Source organism: Yeosuana aromativorans, assembly GCF_014646655.1.
Lineage (GTDB): Bacteria > Bacteroidota > Bacteroidia > Flavobacteriales > Flavobacteriaceae > Yeosuana > Yeosuana aromativorans.
In genome coordinates this window covers 502020-517995 of sequence record NZ_BMNR01000002.1, presented here as the reverse complement: position 1 = coordinate 517995, position 15976 = coordinate 502020, and the positions used below count along the sequence as shown (strand labels likewise).

Here is a 15976-nt window from a genome sequence, read left to right as displayed (position 1 = left end):
ATAATTTTCGATCTTATCTATATAATTTCATCATAGAAATTTCGTTTCCAGTTTTCTGCGTTTTTATAGTCAGTCATACTCATTCCAACAACATCTTTAAATTGGCGTGACAAGTGGTTGACACTACTGTAATCCAACAAATAGCCTATATCTGAAAAAGAATGTTGTTTAAGTTGGATGAGTTCTTTTGCTTTTTCAGTTTTCAGTTTAATAAAATATTTTTCAATGGTTGTTTTTTCATTGGCAGAAAACAATTTGCTCAATGTTTTATAGTCACGATTTAATGCAGAGGACAATAATTCTGAAGTTTTCACTTTAATGTTTAGAGGTAATTCTTGTAATTGCTCAATCAAGATTATTTTGATTCTTTCTAAAAGCATTTCTTCTTCGCTTTTTACAATTTCAAACCCATTGGAAAGAAGCACTTTTGTGACATCCCCTGTGATATTACTATCTGTTTTGTTCGTGGCCTCTACTAAAAGCCTTCCTAATTCTAATGACAATACAGTTAAACCCAACTCTTGTAATTCTTGTTTGATTACTTTGAGGCAACGATTGCAGACCATGTTTTTTATCCAAAATTCTTTTGGTGAACTCATAATATTTTATGTTTTGTCGTTGTACATCATGTCCAATTTTAATATGGCTAAGACTATACAGGTTTAGTAGGGTAAATTATATTGTTGAGAATTAGGAACAACAATTTTTTGCCAGAAGTAATATTTGGCTATTATAATATAATGTGCAGATTGAATTCAATCTACAATGAAGAAAATCAAATTAAGTAAGTCTCGAGTAGAATTTGTACATCCTTAGTCAGCAATGGTGGTCGATAATTATCAAAAGGAACTAAATTTTTCTCTTTCTCTGCAAATAAGTTTTGGTAAGTATAATAGAAGGTGTTAAGGAAAACAATGGTTTGAATCCTAAGTTCACTCTTAGAGGTTTCGAAAACATTATCAGCTTGTTTAACAATTGTTTGACTATCACAACAATCCTTTTCATGAAGTGCAGAACAGTTTTTAACTGAAAAATCATTCTTCTCTATATAATCTTCGCAAACTTTAGCTTTACCAAAAAAAGCCATGCTGACTAATTCATTATCACAATAGTGTATATTAACCCTAAAAGAAGATGTTGTTAGCAATATTAAAGCTGCTAAAAGGAAAGATAGTATTTTAGAAAAAAAAGATTTCACTTTATAAAGCTAACATATTTTTGGTTAACATTCAAAAATATCTCTTATGGTTAAACAAAAATATGATATATATCATTTTATGTATCTAACTTTACTCTTTTATTTGTATCTCAATATTTGAGCGAATAAAGTAAAAAATATTTTGTAATTTTTTTTATTTTAAAAACCGTAGCTTAAAATAAAGAATGTTTTATATATCCAAAATATATGTTAAATAAAGCCAAGATGCTGAAATTTTTGTAGTTTTGTAATGATAATGAAAAAATTCTTGTTCAAAATATTATCTATTTGTATGGCACTTTTAGTGCTGTTATCAACAATATCTTTTACTATAGACATGCACTATTGTGGTGATACATTGGTTGATGTTGCAATATTCCATAAAGCTAAATCTTGTGGCATGGATATGGAGCATACAAATACTGACTATTCGGTTATCAATAAGAATTGTTGTTCTGAAAAACAGATTACTGTTAAAGGTCAAGATGAACTAAACACATCTTTTGATAATTTAACGCTCCACCAACAACAGTTTGTGGCTTTATTTGTATACACATATGTTAACCTTTTTGAAGACAATAATGAAAATGTAACTTCATTTAGGTCATATAGACCTCCACTAGTTATCAAGCAAATCTACAAGCTTGATGAGACTTATTTAATTTGATTTTTAAACAATAGACTGTATTATCCAATGGATATTTTCCATTAGGATGATTTCGAGTATTCGGTGTTTTTATAACACCAATGTCTAATGTTTAAAAATTAAATTATATGTTAAATAAAATCATTCGCTATTTTCTTGAAAACAAGCTAATAACATTCATGTTGCTGTTCGCCTTTATTATTGGGGGAATTGTAACGGCACCATTTAATTGGGAAACCTCATGGATTGAACGAAGTCCCGTTCCCGTTGATGCCATTCCAGATATTGGAGAAAACCAACAAATTGTATTTACGGAATGGATGGGGCAATCGCCACAAGATATTGAAGACCAAATTACGTATCCATTAACAACGGCCTTATTGGGAATTCCTGGCGTAAAAACAATTAGGAGCAATTCCATTTTTGGATTGTCCAGTATTTATATCATTTTTAATGATGATGTCGATTTTTATTGGAGCAGAACCCGTATCCTAGAAAAACTCAATTCCTTGCCACCGGGAACGATACCTGATGAAGTTAAACCTGCACTAGGTCCAGATGCTACGGCATTAGGGCAGGTATATTGGTACACGTTGGAGGGTAGAGACCCAAAAACTGGCAAACCAACAGGTGGCTGGGATCCACAGGAATTAAGAACCATACAGGATTTTTATGTACGCTATTATCTAACGGCCACAAGCGGTGTTTCTGAAGTGGCCTCGGTTGGTGGTTTCCTTAAAGAGTACCAGGTGGAAATTGATCCTGACGCCATGAAAGCCAACAATGTGAACGTAAACATGATTATGAACGCCGTTAAGAACAGCAATCTGGATATTGGTGCGCGTACATTAGAATTTAATAAAGTTGAGTATTTGGTTCGTGGATTGGGATACATTAAGAATCTATCCGATTTGGAAGAAAGTGTAGTTACTGTACATGACAACGTGCCCATTCGGTTAAAGGATGTTGCAAAAATACAATTTGGGCCAGCTACCAGAAGAGGGGGATTGGACAAAAGTGGTGTAGAGGCCGTTGGTGGTGTAGTAGTCGCCCGTTATGGAGCAAACCCTCAAGAGGTTATTCATAATCTTAAAAAGAAGATTGATGAAGTTGCACCAGGATTGCCCTCTAAGACACTGGCTGATGGTACAGTTTCAAAAATCACCATTGTCCCTTTTTATGATCGTTCAGGTTTGATTCAGGAAACCTTAGGAACCCTAGAGTCATCATTATCCCACGAAATTTTGATAAGCATCCTAGTTGTAATTGTATTGGTGCTAAACCTTCGGGCATCTGTTTTGATTTCAACCTTGCTGCCTGTTGGTGTTTTAATGACCTTTATATTGATGAAATTCTTTAATGTAGATGCCAATATTGTGGCACTTTCTGGGATTGCCATTGCTATAGGTGTGATGGTGGATGTTGGTATTGTGTTTACCGAAAATATCATAAGGCATCTTGAGATGCCCGAAAACGAGCATATAGGTGGTAAAAAATTGGTACAAGTAATTTATGTGGCAACCGTAGAAGTCGCTTCTGCCATCATGACCGCATTGGCAACAACCATAGTAAGTTTTTTACCCGTGTTTGCCATGCAGGCCTCAGAAGGAAAATTATTCAGACCCTTGGCCTTTACCAAAACATTTGCCTTGGTATCCTCATTGTTTATTGGCATACTATTTATTCCTGCCATTGCACAGGTATTATTTTCCATAAAATTAGATAAAAGGAAAACAAGCCGCATATTCAATTCTATTTTAATTGGTTTTGGTATCGTGTTTTTAGTAGCTTATGGAAGTTATATTGCCCTCGCCTTAATCGCATTTGGGGCCAATAATTTATTGACGCAAGTACCGGAAAGAACATTTTTGAAAAACAGAATAAAACTACCGTATTCGGATAAAATTGCCAATTACATCAATATTGGTATTACCGTATTAACAGTGGTTTATTTTTTAACGATTGAATGGATGCCTTTGGGAGCTTCCAACTCTACATTTGTAAATTTCATATTCGTAATTATTATTGTAGGAACGGTTTTAGGACTTTTGATGACTATTGTTCATTTTTATTCAACAGTTCTAGCTTGGTGTTTAGAAAATAAATGGAAATTCCTGTCAATTCCAATAATTGTGGTGTTCTTTGGTATTACCATTTGGTTGGGTTTTGGCAAAACGTTCAGTTTTATGCCAAATTTTATAAAAGACACTGATGTTTGGAAAAGTGCTGAAAATTCGTTTCCGGGGGTTGGAAAGGAATTCATGCCCGCTTTAGATGAAGGTTCTTTTCTATTAATGCCAACGACCATGCCTCACTCTGGAATAACTGAAAACATGGAGGTCATTGCGAGCATAGATAAGCACATGAACTCTATTCCCGAGATAGCAACGTCTGTTGGTAAATGGGGGCGTGTCAATTCGGCATTGGATCCAGCGCCAACCTCGATGTATGAAAATACCATAAATTATATTCCTGAATACATAATAGATGCTGATGGAAGAAGAGTGCGTTTTAAAGTTGATAAACATGATGCATTTGTTTTAAGAGATGGTACAACGTATAAGTATGGTAAGGATGAGTTCAGAAAAATAACTAAAGAGCAATTGATTGAAGATGAGGATGGTGAGTACTTTAGACAATGGCGCCCAAAAATTAAAAAAGCGGATGACATTTGGAATGAAATTGTAAAACATTCCAAATTTCCAGGCTTGACATCGGCCCCAAAATTACAACCTATTCAAACACGATTGATTATGTTGTCTACGGGCATGAGGGCCCCCATGGGCATAAAGGTATTTGGACCAACATTGGAATCCATTGAAAAAACAGGATTTGAATTGGAAAACCTGTTAAAGGAAGTTCCCAGTATAAATCCGTCTACCGTTTTTGCCGACAGGGTTGTTGGTAAACCCTATTTGGAAATGAAATTAAATCGACAAGCCATGTCTAGATATGGTTTAACAATTAAGGATATGCAAATGCAACTATCGGTCGCTGTTGGTGGCAAGCAATTAACCACTACCGTTGAAGGCAGGGAACGTTTCCCGGTTCGGGCACGTTATGCACGTGAGTATAGGGACAATCCTGATGATTTGAAGAAAATTTTAATACCAACACCTGCTGGGGTACAAGTAGAGTTGGGTGAACTGGCATCCATTGAATATGTTCGCGGACCTCAGGTAATAAAAAGTGAGGACACTTTTTTAACGGGATACGTAATTTTTGATATGAATGAAGGCAATGCCGAGACCAATGTGGTTGAAGATGCGCAGAAGTTGCTAAAGGAGAAAATGGATTCGGGTGAATTTAAATTACCCGCAGGGGTAACATACCGTTTTACTGGGAACTATGAAAATCAAATCAGGGCGTCTAAACGGTTGATGTTGGTCGTGCCAATTTCATTGATTCTTATCCTATTGATTTTATATTTCCAATTCAAGAATTTATTGCCATCGTTAATGGTATTTACGGGCATTTTTGTTGCTTTTGCTGGTGGTTTTATTATGATCTGGTTATATGGACAGGACTGGTTTTTAAACTTCAAATTTGCTGGAGTCTATATGCGCGATCTGTTCCAGTTGCACACTATTAATCTCAGTGTAGCAGTGTGGGTAGGTTTTATTGCGCTATTTGGCATTGCTACCGATGATGGGGTTATTATGGGAACCTACTTAACCCAGGTCTTTGAAGAGGAAAAGCCAAATACCGTTAAAGGTGTAAGGACTTCTGTTCTGCATGCAGGGTCTAAAAGGGTACGGCCAGCAATGATGACGGCAGCTGTGGCCATTATTGCCTTGATTCCTGTCCTCACGGCCACTGGAAAAGGAGCCGACGTTGTAGTCCCTATGGCAATTCCTTCCTTTGGAGGCATGCTGTTGCAAGTGATGACCATGTTTGTAGTTCCTGTTTTATACAGTATGTGGAAAGAACATGGTTTAAAGAAACAACAAAAAAACATACAATCTTAAACTTAAAAAGATGATAATAAAAATGTATAAAATAATTTTCTTTGGCTGCTTGTTGCTACTAAGTTTGAACACTTTTAGCCAATCAGTATTAGAAAATTATCTAAAAATTGCAGCTGAGAATAATCCTGAGTTAAAAGCATCGTTCAGTGATTATATGGCTGCCATGGAAAAAGTGCCTCAGGTAGGCACTTTACCTGATCCTCAAGTTGCGTTTGGTTATTTTATTCAATCACCAGAAACCAGGGTAGGCCCTCAAAGAGCAACTTTCAATTTATCACAAAGCTTTCCTTGGTTTGGGTTGTTGAGTGCTAAAGAAGATGTGGCCACTGAAATGGCAAAGGCCAAATATGAAGTCTTTGAAAACGCAAAATCCAATTTATTTTTTGAGGTGAAAACAGCTTATTACAACTACTATTTTATTGAGAAAGCTATACAGATAACCAAAGATAATGTGGAGATATTGCAAGTTTTTAAACGACTTTCTTTGGTGAAAATAGAAGCAGGTAAAGCATCCATTGTCGATGAGCTCCGTGTGGAGTTGGAATTGAATGATCTTGAAAATCAATTGGCATTATTTTTAGACACTAAAGATGTATTACAGGTAAAGTTCAATAACCTATTAAATAGGGAAGATACATCAGAAATAATGGTACCAGAGCTATTATGGCAAGACGAAATTCCTCTAGATCAATTAAAAATGCTTGATGAAATTTATGTATCAAATCATCAAATTAAAAGTATTGATCATAAACTTAATGCCTTTTTAAACCAAGAAATTGTGGCCAAAAAAGAAGGGCTTCCAAAGTTCAATATTGGATTAGGGTATACCGTTGTTGGAAAAAACCCATCGTCAATCGCTTCCGATAATGGTAAGGATGTATTTATGTTTCCTTCTGTAGGTCTTACCATCCCTTTATATCGCAAAAAATATAAGGCAATGATTACAGAGGCGAAATATATGCAGGAGGCAGAAATTTCACGAAAAGAAGACAAAAAAAATACATTGGGCACCATTTATAAAAACACGCTTAAAGAGTTCAATGATGGCAATAGGCGTATAGCTTTAAATGGAAGACAATCTGAAATAGCTAAAAAAGTTTTGGATGTTTTAATGACTTCTTACTCTACAAATTCAAAAGATTTTGAAGAAGTCTTGCGTATTGAACGTCAGTTGTTAAAGTACGAATTGGAACAGCAAAAGGCATTGACCGATAAAAATGCTGCAGCAGCGTTTATGGATTATTTAATAGGAAAATAAGAAACATTATGAAAAAATATAAAAATTACATCATTGCAGCCGGTATTTTATTTATCGGAATCATTTTAGGAAATGTGTTTTCTGGAGGAGGTTCAGAGGGCGTACATAAAGACGGTGAACACAACCTTGTTCAAGATCCAGTAACAAAATTGTGGACTTGCTCCATGCACCCGCAGATTCGTATGGAAAAACCGGGCAAATGCCCAATTTGCGGTATGACTTTAATACCGCTTGATGCAAGCTCTAATGCTAATGAGGAAAAAATTGCAGAAAATGAAATTGTACTCACGGAAGAAGCTATTCAGTTAGGAAATATTCAAACCACATTAGTTGAAAAAGCAAGTGCAACAAAAGAAATTCGTTTACTGGGCAGAGTCCAACCTGATGAACGTAAGTTATTTTCTCAAGTCTCCCACATTCCGGGACGAATAGAACGCCTATACGTTAATTTTACAGGAGAGAAGGTGGTTAGAGGCCAAAAAATTGTGCGTATTTATTCTCCAGAATTGATATCCGCCCAAAAGGAACTTTTTGAGTCAATAAATTCAAGGGACATCTATCCACAATTGTACACAGCAACCCGTAATAAACTAAAACTATGGAAGTTGACCGATGCTCAAATTGATGCCATAGAAGAATCAGGAAAGATACAAGAGCAAATAGATATTTTATCTGATTATACAGGCTATGTCATGAAAAGAGATGTGGAGTTGGGGGATTACATAAAAGAAGGAAGTGTATTATTTGATATTGCGAATTTAAGCAGTGTTTGGGTCATGTTCGAAGCATATGAGGCCGATATTCCATGGATACAACTTGGTAATGTAGTAGATTTTACCATCAATGCCATTCCCGGGAAAATGTTTAAAGGGAAAGTGACTTATGTCGATCCCTTTGTGTCTTCAAACACAAGGGTTGCCAAAGTACGGGTGGAGCTTCAAAATCCATCAAATGCACTATTGCCAGAAATGTATGCAAGTGGTATTATTAATGCCAAATTAACCAATGTTAAAGATGCTATTGTAATTCCAAAATCAGCAGTTCTTTGGACGGGTAAACGCTCAGTAGTATATGTAAAAGTTCCTCATGAAAAAACCATTTCGTTTGTATATAGGGAAATAACCCTAGGCCAAGATATGGGGAATTTTTATATAGTAAAAGATGGGTTAGTTGGTGGAGAAACAGTGGCATCCAATGGTGTCTTTAGAATAGATGCCTCAGCCCAATTATTAGGTCAAAAAAGCATGATGAACCCAACTGGCGAAAAAGGAAACACGGGAGGTATGGCAAATATGCCAGGAATGGACATGGGTGGAGATAAAAAGAAATCAGCTGGAGCTAATAAAATGACGGACGAGGAAATGAAAAACATGAAAACTTCAAAAGAGACAATGGATCCAATGAAAATGAAAAATGATGTTGACCATTCCAAAATGGATACTCGAATTTCTGTATCAAAAGATTTTAAAAGCCAATTAGAAAATGTTTTCAATCAATATATCCTACTTAAGGATGCTTTAACCAAAGATGATGCTAATGCAGCCCAAAAATATGCAGGTGAACTCTTGAATTCCATGAAAAAGGTTGAAATGAAATTATTAACAGATATGGAAGCGCATAACCATTGGATGACCATTAGTAAAGAAGTAAATGCATCAGCACTTTCGATATCCAAAACAAATGATATTTATAAACAACGAGACCATTTTAAGCATTTGTCTGCCCATTTATCAAAAGCCGTCAAACTATTTGGTGTCAACCAAAAAGTATATGAACAGTTTTGCCCTATGGCCGATAATAATAACGGTGCTTTTTGGATGAGTTTAAGCGAGAAAATCAATAATCCATATCTCGGTAAAAAGATGCTGACCTGTGGTGACACAAAAACAATAATTGAAAATTAATAAAAACTTTAATAACAAAAACAGATGAAAAATTTAAAATTGAAATCAGCAGTAATGATAGCTTTTATATTAAGCGTATCAAATTTCACCTATGCACAGCATGATCATAGTAAAATGAACATGGAACACCAAAATAAAGATATGATGAATCACTATGGTAACAACATGGTTAAATTAAATGATGAAAATTTAACTAAAGCGTATATGCACTATACCATGATAAATGAAGCTTTGGTAGAAACAAACGCCGCAAAAGTTCAAATGACTTCTAAAATGCTTGTTGAGATATTAAATTCTTATGGAAAGGCTTCAGATGCAGCACAAGTTGCCACACAATTGGCTTCTACTTCAGATATTAAGGAGCAACGTGTATTGTTTTCTGATCTATCCTCAGCATTCGAACCTTTATTAAAAGGAAACATCGTAGAAGGTGAAATATTTAAAACGTTTTGTCCTATGGCAAATAATGGCGGTTCATATTGGTTTTCCAATTCCAATAAAATTGAGAACCCATATATGGATAAAGCTATGTCTGGCTGTGGTAGTGTAAAGGAAACATTTAAGCCCATCTAATTAATAGCAATAGCTGGTTCCGTCCGTTTTATTACGAGTTTGGAACCAGCTTTTTAATCTTAAAATTAAAGTCATGAAAGAAATTAAAGCATTTTTCCGCATAAATAGAGTAAATGATGTAGCATTAAATTTGCAAAAAAACGGTTTTTGTTGTTTTAGCCTTTTTGAAGGCGATGGTTCAGGAAAACTTTCTGATCCGGATAAAGAATACCCAAGTTTAAGACATCCTTTTTTGCACTACAAGATTGCAAAATTAGAAATAGTGTGCAATAAAGAAGATGAAAATGCAATTGTTAAGATAATAAAAGAACATGCACATACAGGTAAAAGTGGTGATGGCTTAATCTATGTGACCAATGTAGAGCAAAAAGTAAGAATAAGAGATTAAAAATAAGACCTGTTAAGAAAAGAGCTTGGAAACCTTATAAAAATAATTTGTTAATTATAGTTTTTCAATTATTAAAAACGGGTTCTTTTCTTCAACAGGCACAATGATAAATTTATAGAATCATGAAAACAAGTAGAAAATATTTATTTATAAGCGCATTATTTATAAGCGCATTTATAAGCAGTTGTAAAAATCAGGACAATAAAAAAGAACCAGTTGGCACCAATCAGATTGAAAGTCCAACAAAAATGATTTCAAAATCCGCTCAAGCAGCAAAAATAGAATCAAGTAAAGTGTGTTACGTCAATAATAAATTTATGGGTATTGACCAAATTCCTGTTGTGTTTGAGGGAAAAACCTATTATGGTTGTTGCCCTGATTGTGTTGGGAAATTAAAATCCATAAGAGAAGTTCGGTATTCAAAAGATCCTCTTACCGGAAAAGAAGTAGATAAGGCATTAGCTTATATCGTATTGTCTCCCCAAGGCAATAATGATGTTCTTTATTTTGAATCAGAACAATCGTACAAAAAATATTTTAAATTTCATAAAAAATAGTTTAAATTATATAATAGAAAGATAAGAAAAACGAAAAAAATGAAATCAATTTATATTATACTTTTATTTTTATGGTCCTCATTCTCATTGGCTCAAGTTGGTACAAACGGTAAAGACAGAAAAGAAGAGGGACGACCTATAAAAGAGTATAATCTTACTTTAAATAAAAATAAAATGACCCTTGGTGGTGTTACTGCCAATGCCATGACCATAAATGGTAGTGTTCCTGGACCTACTTTAGAATTTAATGAAGGTGACCTTGCCATAATCAACGTAACCAATAAAATGGATGAAGAAACGTCTGTGCATTGGCATGGATTGATACTGCCAAATTTCTATGACGGTGTTCCTTATTTAACTACACCGCCTATAGAGCCCGGTGAGACATTCCAGTACAGAATTCCAATTAACCAGTCAGGTACGTTTTGGTATCATTCCCATACACTTTTACAAGAGCAAAAGGGAGTTTATGGCTCTATAGTTATTCAGCCAAAAGAGAAAACCTTGGATTATGATAAAGATTTGGTAGTGGTATTGTCTGATTGGACCAATGAAAAACCAATGAATGTACTACGTAACTTAAAAAGAGGGAACGAGTGGTATCAAGTTAAAAAAGGAACAGCAGTACCGTTGAGTAGGGTAATTAAAGAAGGTGCTCTGGGAGCACAGTTCAAATTTTGGCGGGACCGTATGGAAGGTGCAGATATTGCAGATATATACTACCCTGCATTTTTGTCAAATGGTAAAAAAATTGCTGAATATCCAGAGTTTAAACCAGGTGAAAAAGTGAGACTTCGATTTATAAATGCTTCTGCCTCTACCTACTATTGGATGGATTTTGGTGCTGGCAACCCGATGATCGTTGCAAGTGATGGCGTTGATGTAACACCAATTCATAAAAACCGGTTTCTTTTTGCAATTGCAGAGACCTATGATGTTATAGTAACTATTCCGGAAGGAATTTTAGAAATTACCGCCACAACTCAGGATGGTTCTGGTAATACCTCAATTCGCTTGGGAAGCGGAAAACTTTTTCCAGCAACTGTAATAGGTAGGCCAGACAAAGTAGCCATGATGAAGCAAATGGCAAAAATGGATATGAAGATGGGTGCGCCTGCGATAGTTGGAAATAAAAAGAAAAAGACACCAGAGGTTTTGATGCAGAAATATGGAATGAAGATGGATATGAAAGATGGACAGATGAACATGGGTATGAATATGAAGAAGGATGAGATGAGGCCCAAGGAGGATGACCATATGACTAGGGATAAAATGAAGGAAACGAAAACAGGATCGGTCTCAATGAGCCATACTGAAACCATGGGCAAAATGAAAGACCATATGAATAATGATATGCCCAAGATACAAAAAGATACAACAGCTTTTGATTACAATGTTCGTAAAACCTATTTCAACTATGATTTTTTAAAGGCCAAGGAAAATACCACTTATAATGCAGATTTACCCGTAAATGACATCTTGCTCAATCTAACAGGAAATATGCAGCGTTATATCTGGAGTATGAATGGAGTGCCATTGTCCGAAACGGATAAGATTAAAATTAAAAGTGGTGAAGTTACAAGGATTACGTTAAATAACCTTACAATGATGCACCACCCAATGCATTTGCACGGTCATTACTTTAGGGTGATTAATGAAAATGGGGAGCGATCACCATTAAAACACACTGTTAATGTGCCACCGATGCAAAAAGTCGTTATCGAATTTTATAATGAAGAGTATGGCGATTGGTTTTTTCACTGTCATATTTTGTACCATTTGGTAGGGGGTATGGCACGGGTGTTTAGTTATGATACACCTAGAGATAAAAGGATGACCGACTTTCCAGTTCAAAAACTTGTAGATGAAACAGATCGATACTACTCCTGGGGGTTGGCTCGTACAGGTTCAAACTTTAATGAACTCTTTTTAACGTCAAGTAATATTAGAAATGAATTTAGTTTGCGTGGCGAGTTTGATTATAGCCAAAACGCTGAAATAGAAGTAAATTATAATAGATACCTCAATGATTGGGTGCGTATTTATGCAGGAGTAAATACAGAAACATCAACACCAGATTCTTATGATACTTTTAATACAGTAGGATTAGTTGGTATTAAATATTTTACCCCATATAGATTTAATGTAGATGTGAGTATAGATTATCAGTTGCGCCCAAGAATACGTATGGACAGAGAGTTATTGATTTTTCCAAGAATATTCCTAGAAGGCGAATACGAGTACAGAGCAGATTTTGGATGGGTAAACCATCTGGAGAATAACAAATCGTATCAAGGTGAAACCCAGTGGCTGGTTGGTGCGTCTTACATTCTTTCCCGTAATTTTTCCATACAAGGAAATTATAACAATAAATATGGCTGGGGAGGAGGTCTATTAGTTCGATTTTAATTATGTCAACCTATAAAAAAAATAGTATTAGCTTAACAGGTGCAGTGTCATTAGGTACTGGCGTGATGATTGGTGCTGGTATCTTTGCTTTATTAGGCCAAATTGCTGAACTCTCAGGGAATTTTTTCCCGTTTGCATTTATTGCTGGAGCTATCATATCAGGTTTTAGTGCGTATGGTTATATAAAAATGTCGAATGCATTTCCATCCTCAGGCGGTATCGCAATGTATTTGATTAAAGCTTATGGCAAAGGTACTGTTGCTTCATCAGGAGCGCTGTTAATGGCATTTTCTATGATTATTAACGAGAGTTTGGTTGCCAGAACTTTTGGTTCTTATTCTTTACAGCTTTTCAATGTGAGTAATAATAGTGTTTGGGTGTCAATATTGGGTGTCATCCTTATTGTTGGTGCTTTTCTAATTAATATTTCAGGAAATAACATTATTGAAAGGTCTTCATTAACAATGGCCATTATAAAGATTGGTGGTATTTCTATTTTTGCAATTGGAGCACTTTGGGCTGCTGGTTTTTCTTTCCAAGATATTGTTAATGTTAATAATGACTCAACCTACCCAATTACAGATTATTTAGGGGCATTGGCTTTATCAATTTTGGCATATAAAGGATTTACCACTATTACAAATAGTGGTGGAGAAATTGTAAACCCAAACAAAAATGTAGGACGAGCAATTATTATATCTCTTGCAATATGTACCATAGTTTATCTGTTAGTAGCATTTTCTGTCTCCTCAAATTTAACGATTTCTGAAATTGTTACAGCTAAAGATTATTCGCTGGCCGAAGCATCTAAACCTGCCTTTGGTAAATATGGATTATGGTTTACAGTAGGTATCGCCATAGTGGCTACCATATCTGGAATTATAGCCAGCATTTTTGCTGTATCAAGAATGACGGCAATGCTAACCGATATGAAACTTATCCCGCATAAGCATTTTGGGATGCCTGGAAATATTCAAAGGCATATGTTGGTTTACGTTACTGTCATAGCAATTGTATTAACTGTATTTTTTGATTTAAGTCGTATTGCATCTCTAGGAGCTATTTTCTATTTGGTGATGGACATAGGTATCCAATGGGGCATATTAAAAAATATAAGAAAAGAGATAAAGGCTAATTTCTTTATGGTACTAACGGCAATAATTTTGGATATAGTGGTTTTAAGTGGCTTTTTATGGATTAAGGCAAGTTCAGATGTAACTGTTATAATTGTTGCATTAGTCGCCATAACGCTTATCTTTTTTGGCGAAAAATGGTTTTTGAAAAGAAGTGATAACAAATAAAAAGCAGAAATTATGATGTATACATGGATTATTGTTTTAGTAATAATTGCTTTGGCGGTTATACTATATGCAGGGAAAAATGGGATCAAAATCCCCAAGAAGGAGAGTCCTTCGGAAATTTTGGACAGACGCTTTGCAAATGGTGAAATATCCAAAGAAGAATATGAGGAAAAAAAACAAGTCATTAATTCAAAAAATTAAAAAACATGAACTATTATTTTAATAAAACAGTAAATGGAACTTTTGAAGAGGTTATCGATAAAGTTACAAAAGGATTAAAAGAAGAAGGTTTTGGAATACTTACAGAAATTGATGTAACAGCAACTTTAAAGAAAAAATTGGGCGTAGACTTTAAAAAGTATATAATATTGGGAGCTTGTAATCCACCTTATGCACATAAAGCGTTACAAGCAGAAGATAAAATTGGCACCATGTTGCCTTGCAACGTTATAGTACAGGAAATTGATAAAGACATTATCGAAGTAGCTGCGGTCAACCCAATGGCATCAATGCAAGCTGTGGAGAATGAAAAGTTGAGTGATGTTGCCAAAGACATAACCGCAATGCTTGAAAACGTAATAGAAAAGTTATGACTCTATAAAATAGAGCAAAGCAGTATTTTATTAATATAAACTTAAAACAAATAAAAATGAGAAAAACAAAATTATCGATTGGAATTTTTGCAATAGCATTTGCAGCCTTAACAGTAATGTCTTGTAAAGACAACAAAAAGGAGTCTGTTGATTCAAATGGGCATCATACAGAAATGGGGGCTAAAGAAAACCACATGGGAATGAATAATGAAAGTGAAGAACATCATCATGAAGATGGTGATGAAGATCATGATCATGACAAAGGAGCTACAATGAAAACTAGGGATATAGAAGCATCCACTCAAAAAAACGCTGCAACAGCGCCGATTATTGATGCCTACCTTCAAATTAAAAATGGATTAGTTGCCGATAATAAAGACAATGCCGCAAAAGGAGGAACAGCATTGCTTGCCGCTTTTTCAAACTTTGAGATGTCGCAACTTAATGAAGAGCAACATACAGCCTACATGGACATCGTTGAAGATGCTAAAGAACATGCAGAGCATATTTCCGAAAGCCCTCTTGAGCACCAACGGGAGCATTTTGAAACATTGAGTACAGATATCTCTGATTTGGTAACATTATTGGGTACAAATAAAACCTTATACCTAGATTATTGCCCAATGAAAAAAACAAATTGGTTAAGTGAAACCAAAGAGATTAAAAACCCTTTTTTTGGTAGTAAAATGATAACCTGTGGGAATGTAAAAAAGAAAATTAATTAAATGAAAGTAGTTAAAATCATAGCATTGGTTTTATTGGTGGTTTTTGTAGGAATTCAGTTTGTTAAAACCCCACGCAATCAAAGTGATGTTGTGCCTAAAACAGACTTTATGTTGGTTAATGATGTTCCGAAAGCTATTGGGAACAAGTTGCAAATTTCCTGTTATGATTGCCATAGTAACAATACGGCCTATCCTTGGTATAATAAAGTACAGCCAGTTGCTTGGTTTTTAGAAAACCATATTAAAAAGGGTAAGTCTGAATTGAATTTTAGTGAATGGTCAAACTATTCAGATAGAAGAAAAAAAAGCAAATTAAAATCGATAATAAGTCAAATTGAAGATAATGAGATGCCATTGTCTTCATACACTTTGATTCATAGGGATGCCATTTTATCAGAATCTGAAAAGGAATTGGTTATAGGATTTATGAAACAAATAAAAGACAGTTTAAAATAA

Annotated in this window: 15 protein-coding genes; 13 read left to right on the top strand and 2 right to left on the bottom strand. The window is 34.9% G+C overall.

Annotated elements, in window-relative coordinates; all coding sequences use genetic code 11:
• Nucleotides 1-17: 17 nt before the first annotated feature.
• Both IEW94_RS05595 and IEW94_RS05590 read right to left on the bottom strand, forming a co-directional pair.
• Nucleotides 18-599, bottom strand: a complete 582-nt coding sequence (locus tag IEW94_RS05595) for a helix-turn-helix domain-containing protein (protein ID WP_166961712.1) — start codon at nucleotides 597-599, stop codon at nucleotides 18-20.
• Between the two features lie 176 nt (nucleotides 600-775).
• Nucleotides 776-1198: an HYC_CC_PP family protein gene (locus IEW94_RS05590; RefSeq protein ID WP_166961715.1), complete on the bottom strand. Its 423-nt coding sequence runs from the start codon at nucleotides 1196-1198 to the stop codon at nucleotides 776-778.
• Nucleotides 1199-1454: 256 nt separating this feature from the next.
• Here IEW94_RS05590 and IEW94_RS05585 point away from each other — a divergent pair, with 256 nt between their 5' ends.
• The 13 genes from IEW94_RS05585 (at nucleotide 1455) to IEW94_RS05525 (ending at nucleotide 15976) form a co-directional block, all read left to right on the top strand.
• Nucleotides 1455-1865 (top strand): HYC_CC_PP family protein, encoded by a 411-nt coding sequence (locus IEW94_RS05585; RefSeq protein ID WP_166961718.1) that lies wholly within the window; start codon nucleotides 1455-1457, stop codon nucleotides 1863-1865.
• Nucleotides 1866-1972: 107 nt separating this feature from the next.
• On the top strand, nucleotides 1973-5812 hold the full coding sequence (locus tag IEW94_RS05580; RefSeq protein WP_166961721.1) for an efflux RND transporter permease subunit: 3840 nt from the start codon (nucleotides 1973-1975) through the stop codon (nucleotides 5810-5812).
• Between the two features lie 22 nt (nucleotides 5813-5834).
• Nucleotides 5835-7070: a TolC family protein gene (locus tag IEW94_RS05575; protein ID WP_166961724.1), complete on the top strand. Its 1236-nt coding sequence runs from the start codon at nucleotides 5835-5837 to the stop codon at nucleotides 7068-7070.
• 8 nt (nucleotides 7071-7078) lie between these two features.
• The gene (locus tag IEW94_RS05570) at nucleotides 7079-8974 is read left to right on the top strand and encodes an efflux RND transporter periplasmic adaptor subunit (protein ID WP_166961727.1); all 1896 of its coding nucleotides are present in this window, start codon (nucleotides 7079-7081) and stop codon (nucleotides 8972-8974) included.
• 24 nt (nucleotides 8975-8998) lie between these two features.
• On the top strand, nucleotides 8999-9547 hold the full coding sequence (locus IEW94_RS05565) for a DUF3347 domain-containing protein (RefSeq protein ID WP_166961730.1): 549 nt from the start codon (nucleotides 8999-9001) through the stop codon (nucleotides 9545-9547).
• A gap of 73 nt (nucleotides 9548-9620) precedes the next feature.
• Nucleotides 9621-9935 carry a P-II family nitrogen regulator gene (locus IEW94_RS05560; protein ID WP_166961733.1) on the top strand — a complete coding sequence of 105 codons (315 nt, stop codon included), beginning with the start codon at nucleotides 9621-9623 and terminating at the stop codon, nucleotides 9933-9935.
• Between the two features lie 122 nt (nucleotides 9936-10057).
• Nucleotides 10058-10492 (top strand): hypothetical protein, encoded by a 435-nt coding sequence (locus tag IEW94_RS05555; protein ID WP_166961736.1) that lies wholly within the window; start codon nucleotides 10058-10060, stop codon nucleotides 10490-10492.
• Between the two features lie 39 nt (nucleotides 10493-10531).
• Nucleotides 10532-12901 (top strand): multicopper oxidase domain-containing protein, encoded by a 2370-nt coding sequence (locus tag IEW94_RS05550; RefSeq protein WP_166961739.1) that lies wholly within the window; start codon nucleotides 10532-10534, stop codon nucleotides 12899-12901.
• 2 nt (nucleotides 12902-12903) lie between these two features.
• On the top strand, nucleotides 12904-14202 hold the full coding sequence (locus IEW94_RS05545; RefSeq protein WP_188650821.1) for an APC family permease: 1299 nt from the start codon (nucleotides 12904-12906) through the stop codon (nucleotides 14200-14202).
• A 12-nt stretch (nucleotides 14203-14214) separates the two neighbouring features.
• Nucleotides 14215-14403, top strand: coding sequence for an SHOCT domain-containing protein (locus tag IEW94_RS05540; RefSeq protein ID WP_166961742.1), 189 nt, complete (start codon nucleotides 14215-14217; stop codon nucleotides 14401-14403).
• A gap of 5 nt (nucleotides 14404-14408) precedes the next feature.
• Complete coding sequence (locus tag IEW94_RS05535) at nucleotides 14409-14795, top strand: DUF302 domain-containing protein (protein ID WP_166961746.1); 387 nt, start codon at nucleotides 14409-14411, stop codon at nucleotides 14793-14795.
• A gap of 56 nt (nucleotides 14796-14851) precedes the next feature.
• Nucleotides 14852-15520 carry a DUF3347 domain-containing protein gene (locus tag IEW94_RS05530; RefSeq protein ID WP_166961749.1) on the top strand — a complete coding sequence of 223 codons (669 nt, stop codon included), beginning with the start codon at nucleotides 14852-14854 and terminating at the stop codon, nucleotides 15518-15520.
• The gene (locus IEW94_RS05525; protein WP_166961751.1) at nucleotides 15521-15976 is read left to right on the top strand and encodes a heme-binding domain-containing protein; all 456 of its coding nucleotides are present in this window, start codon (nucleotides 15521-15523) and stop codon (nucleotides 15974-15976) included.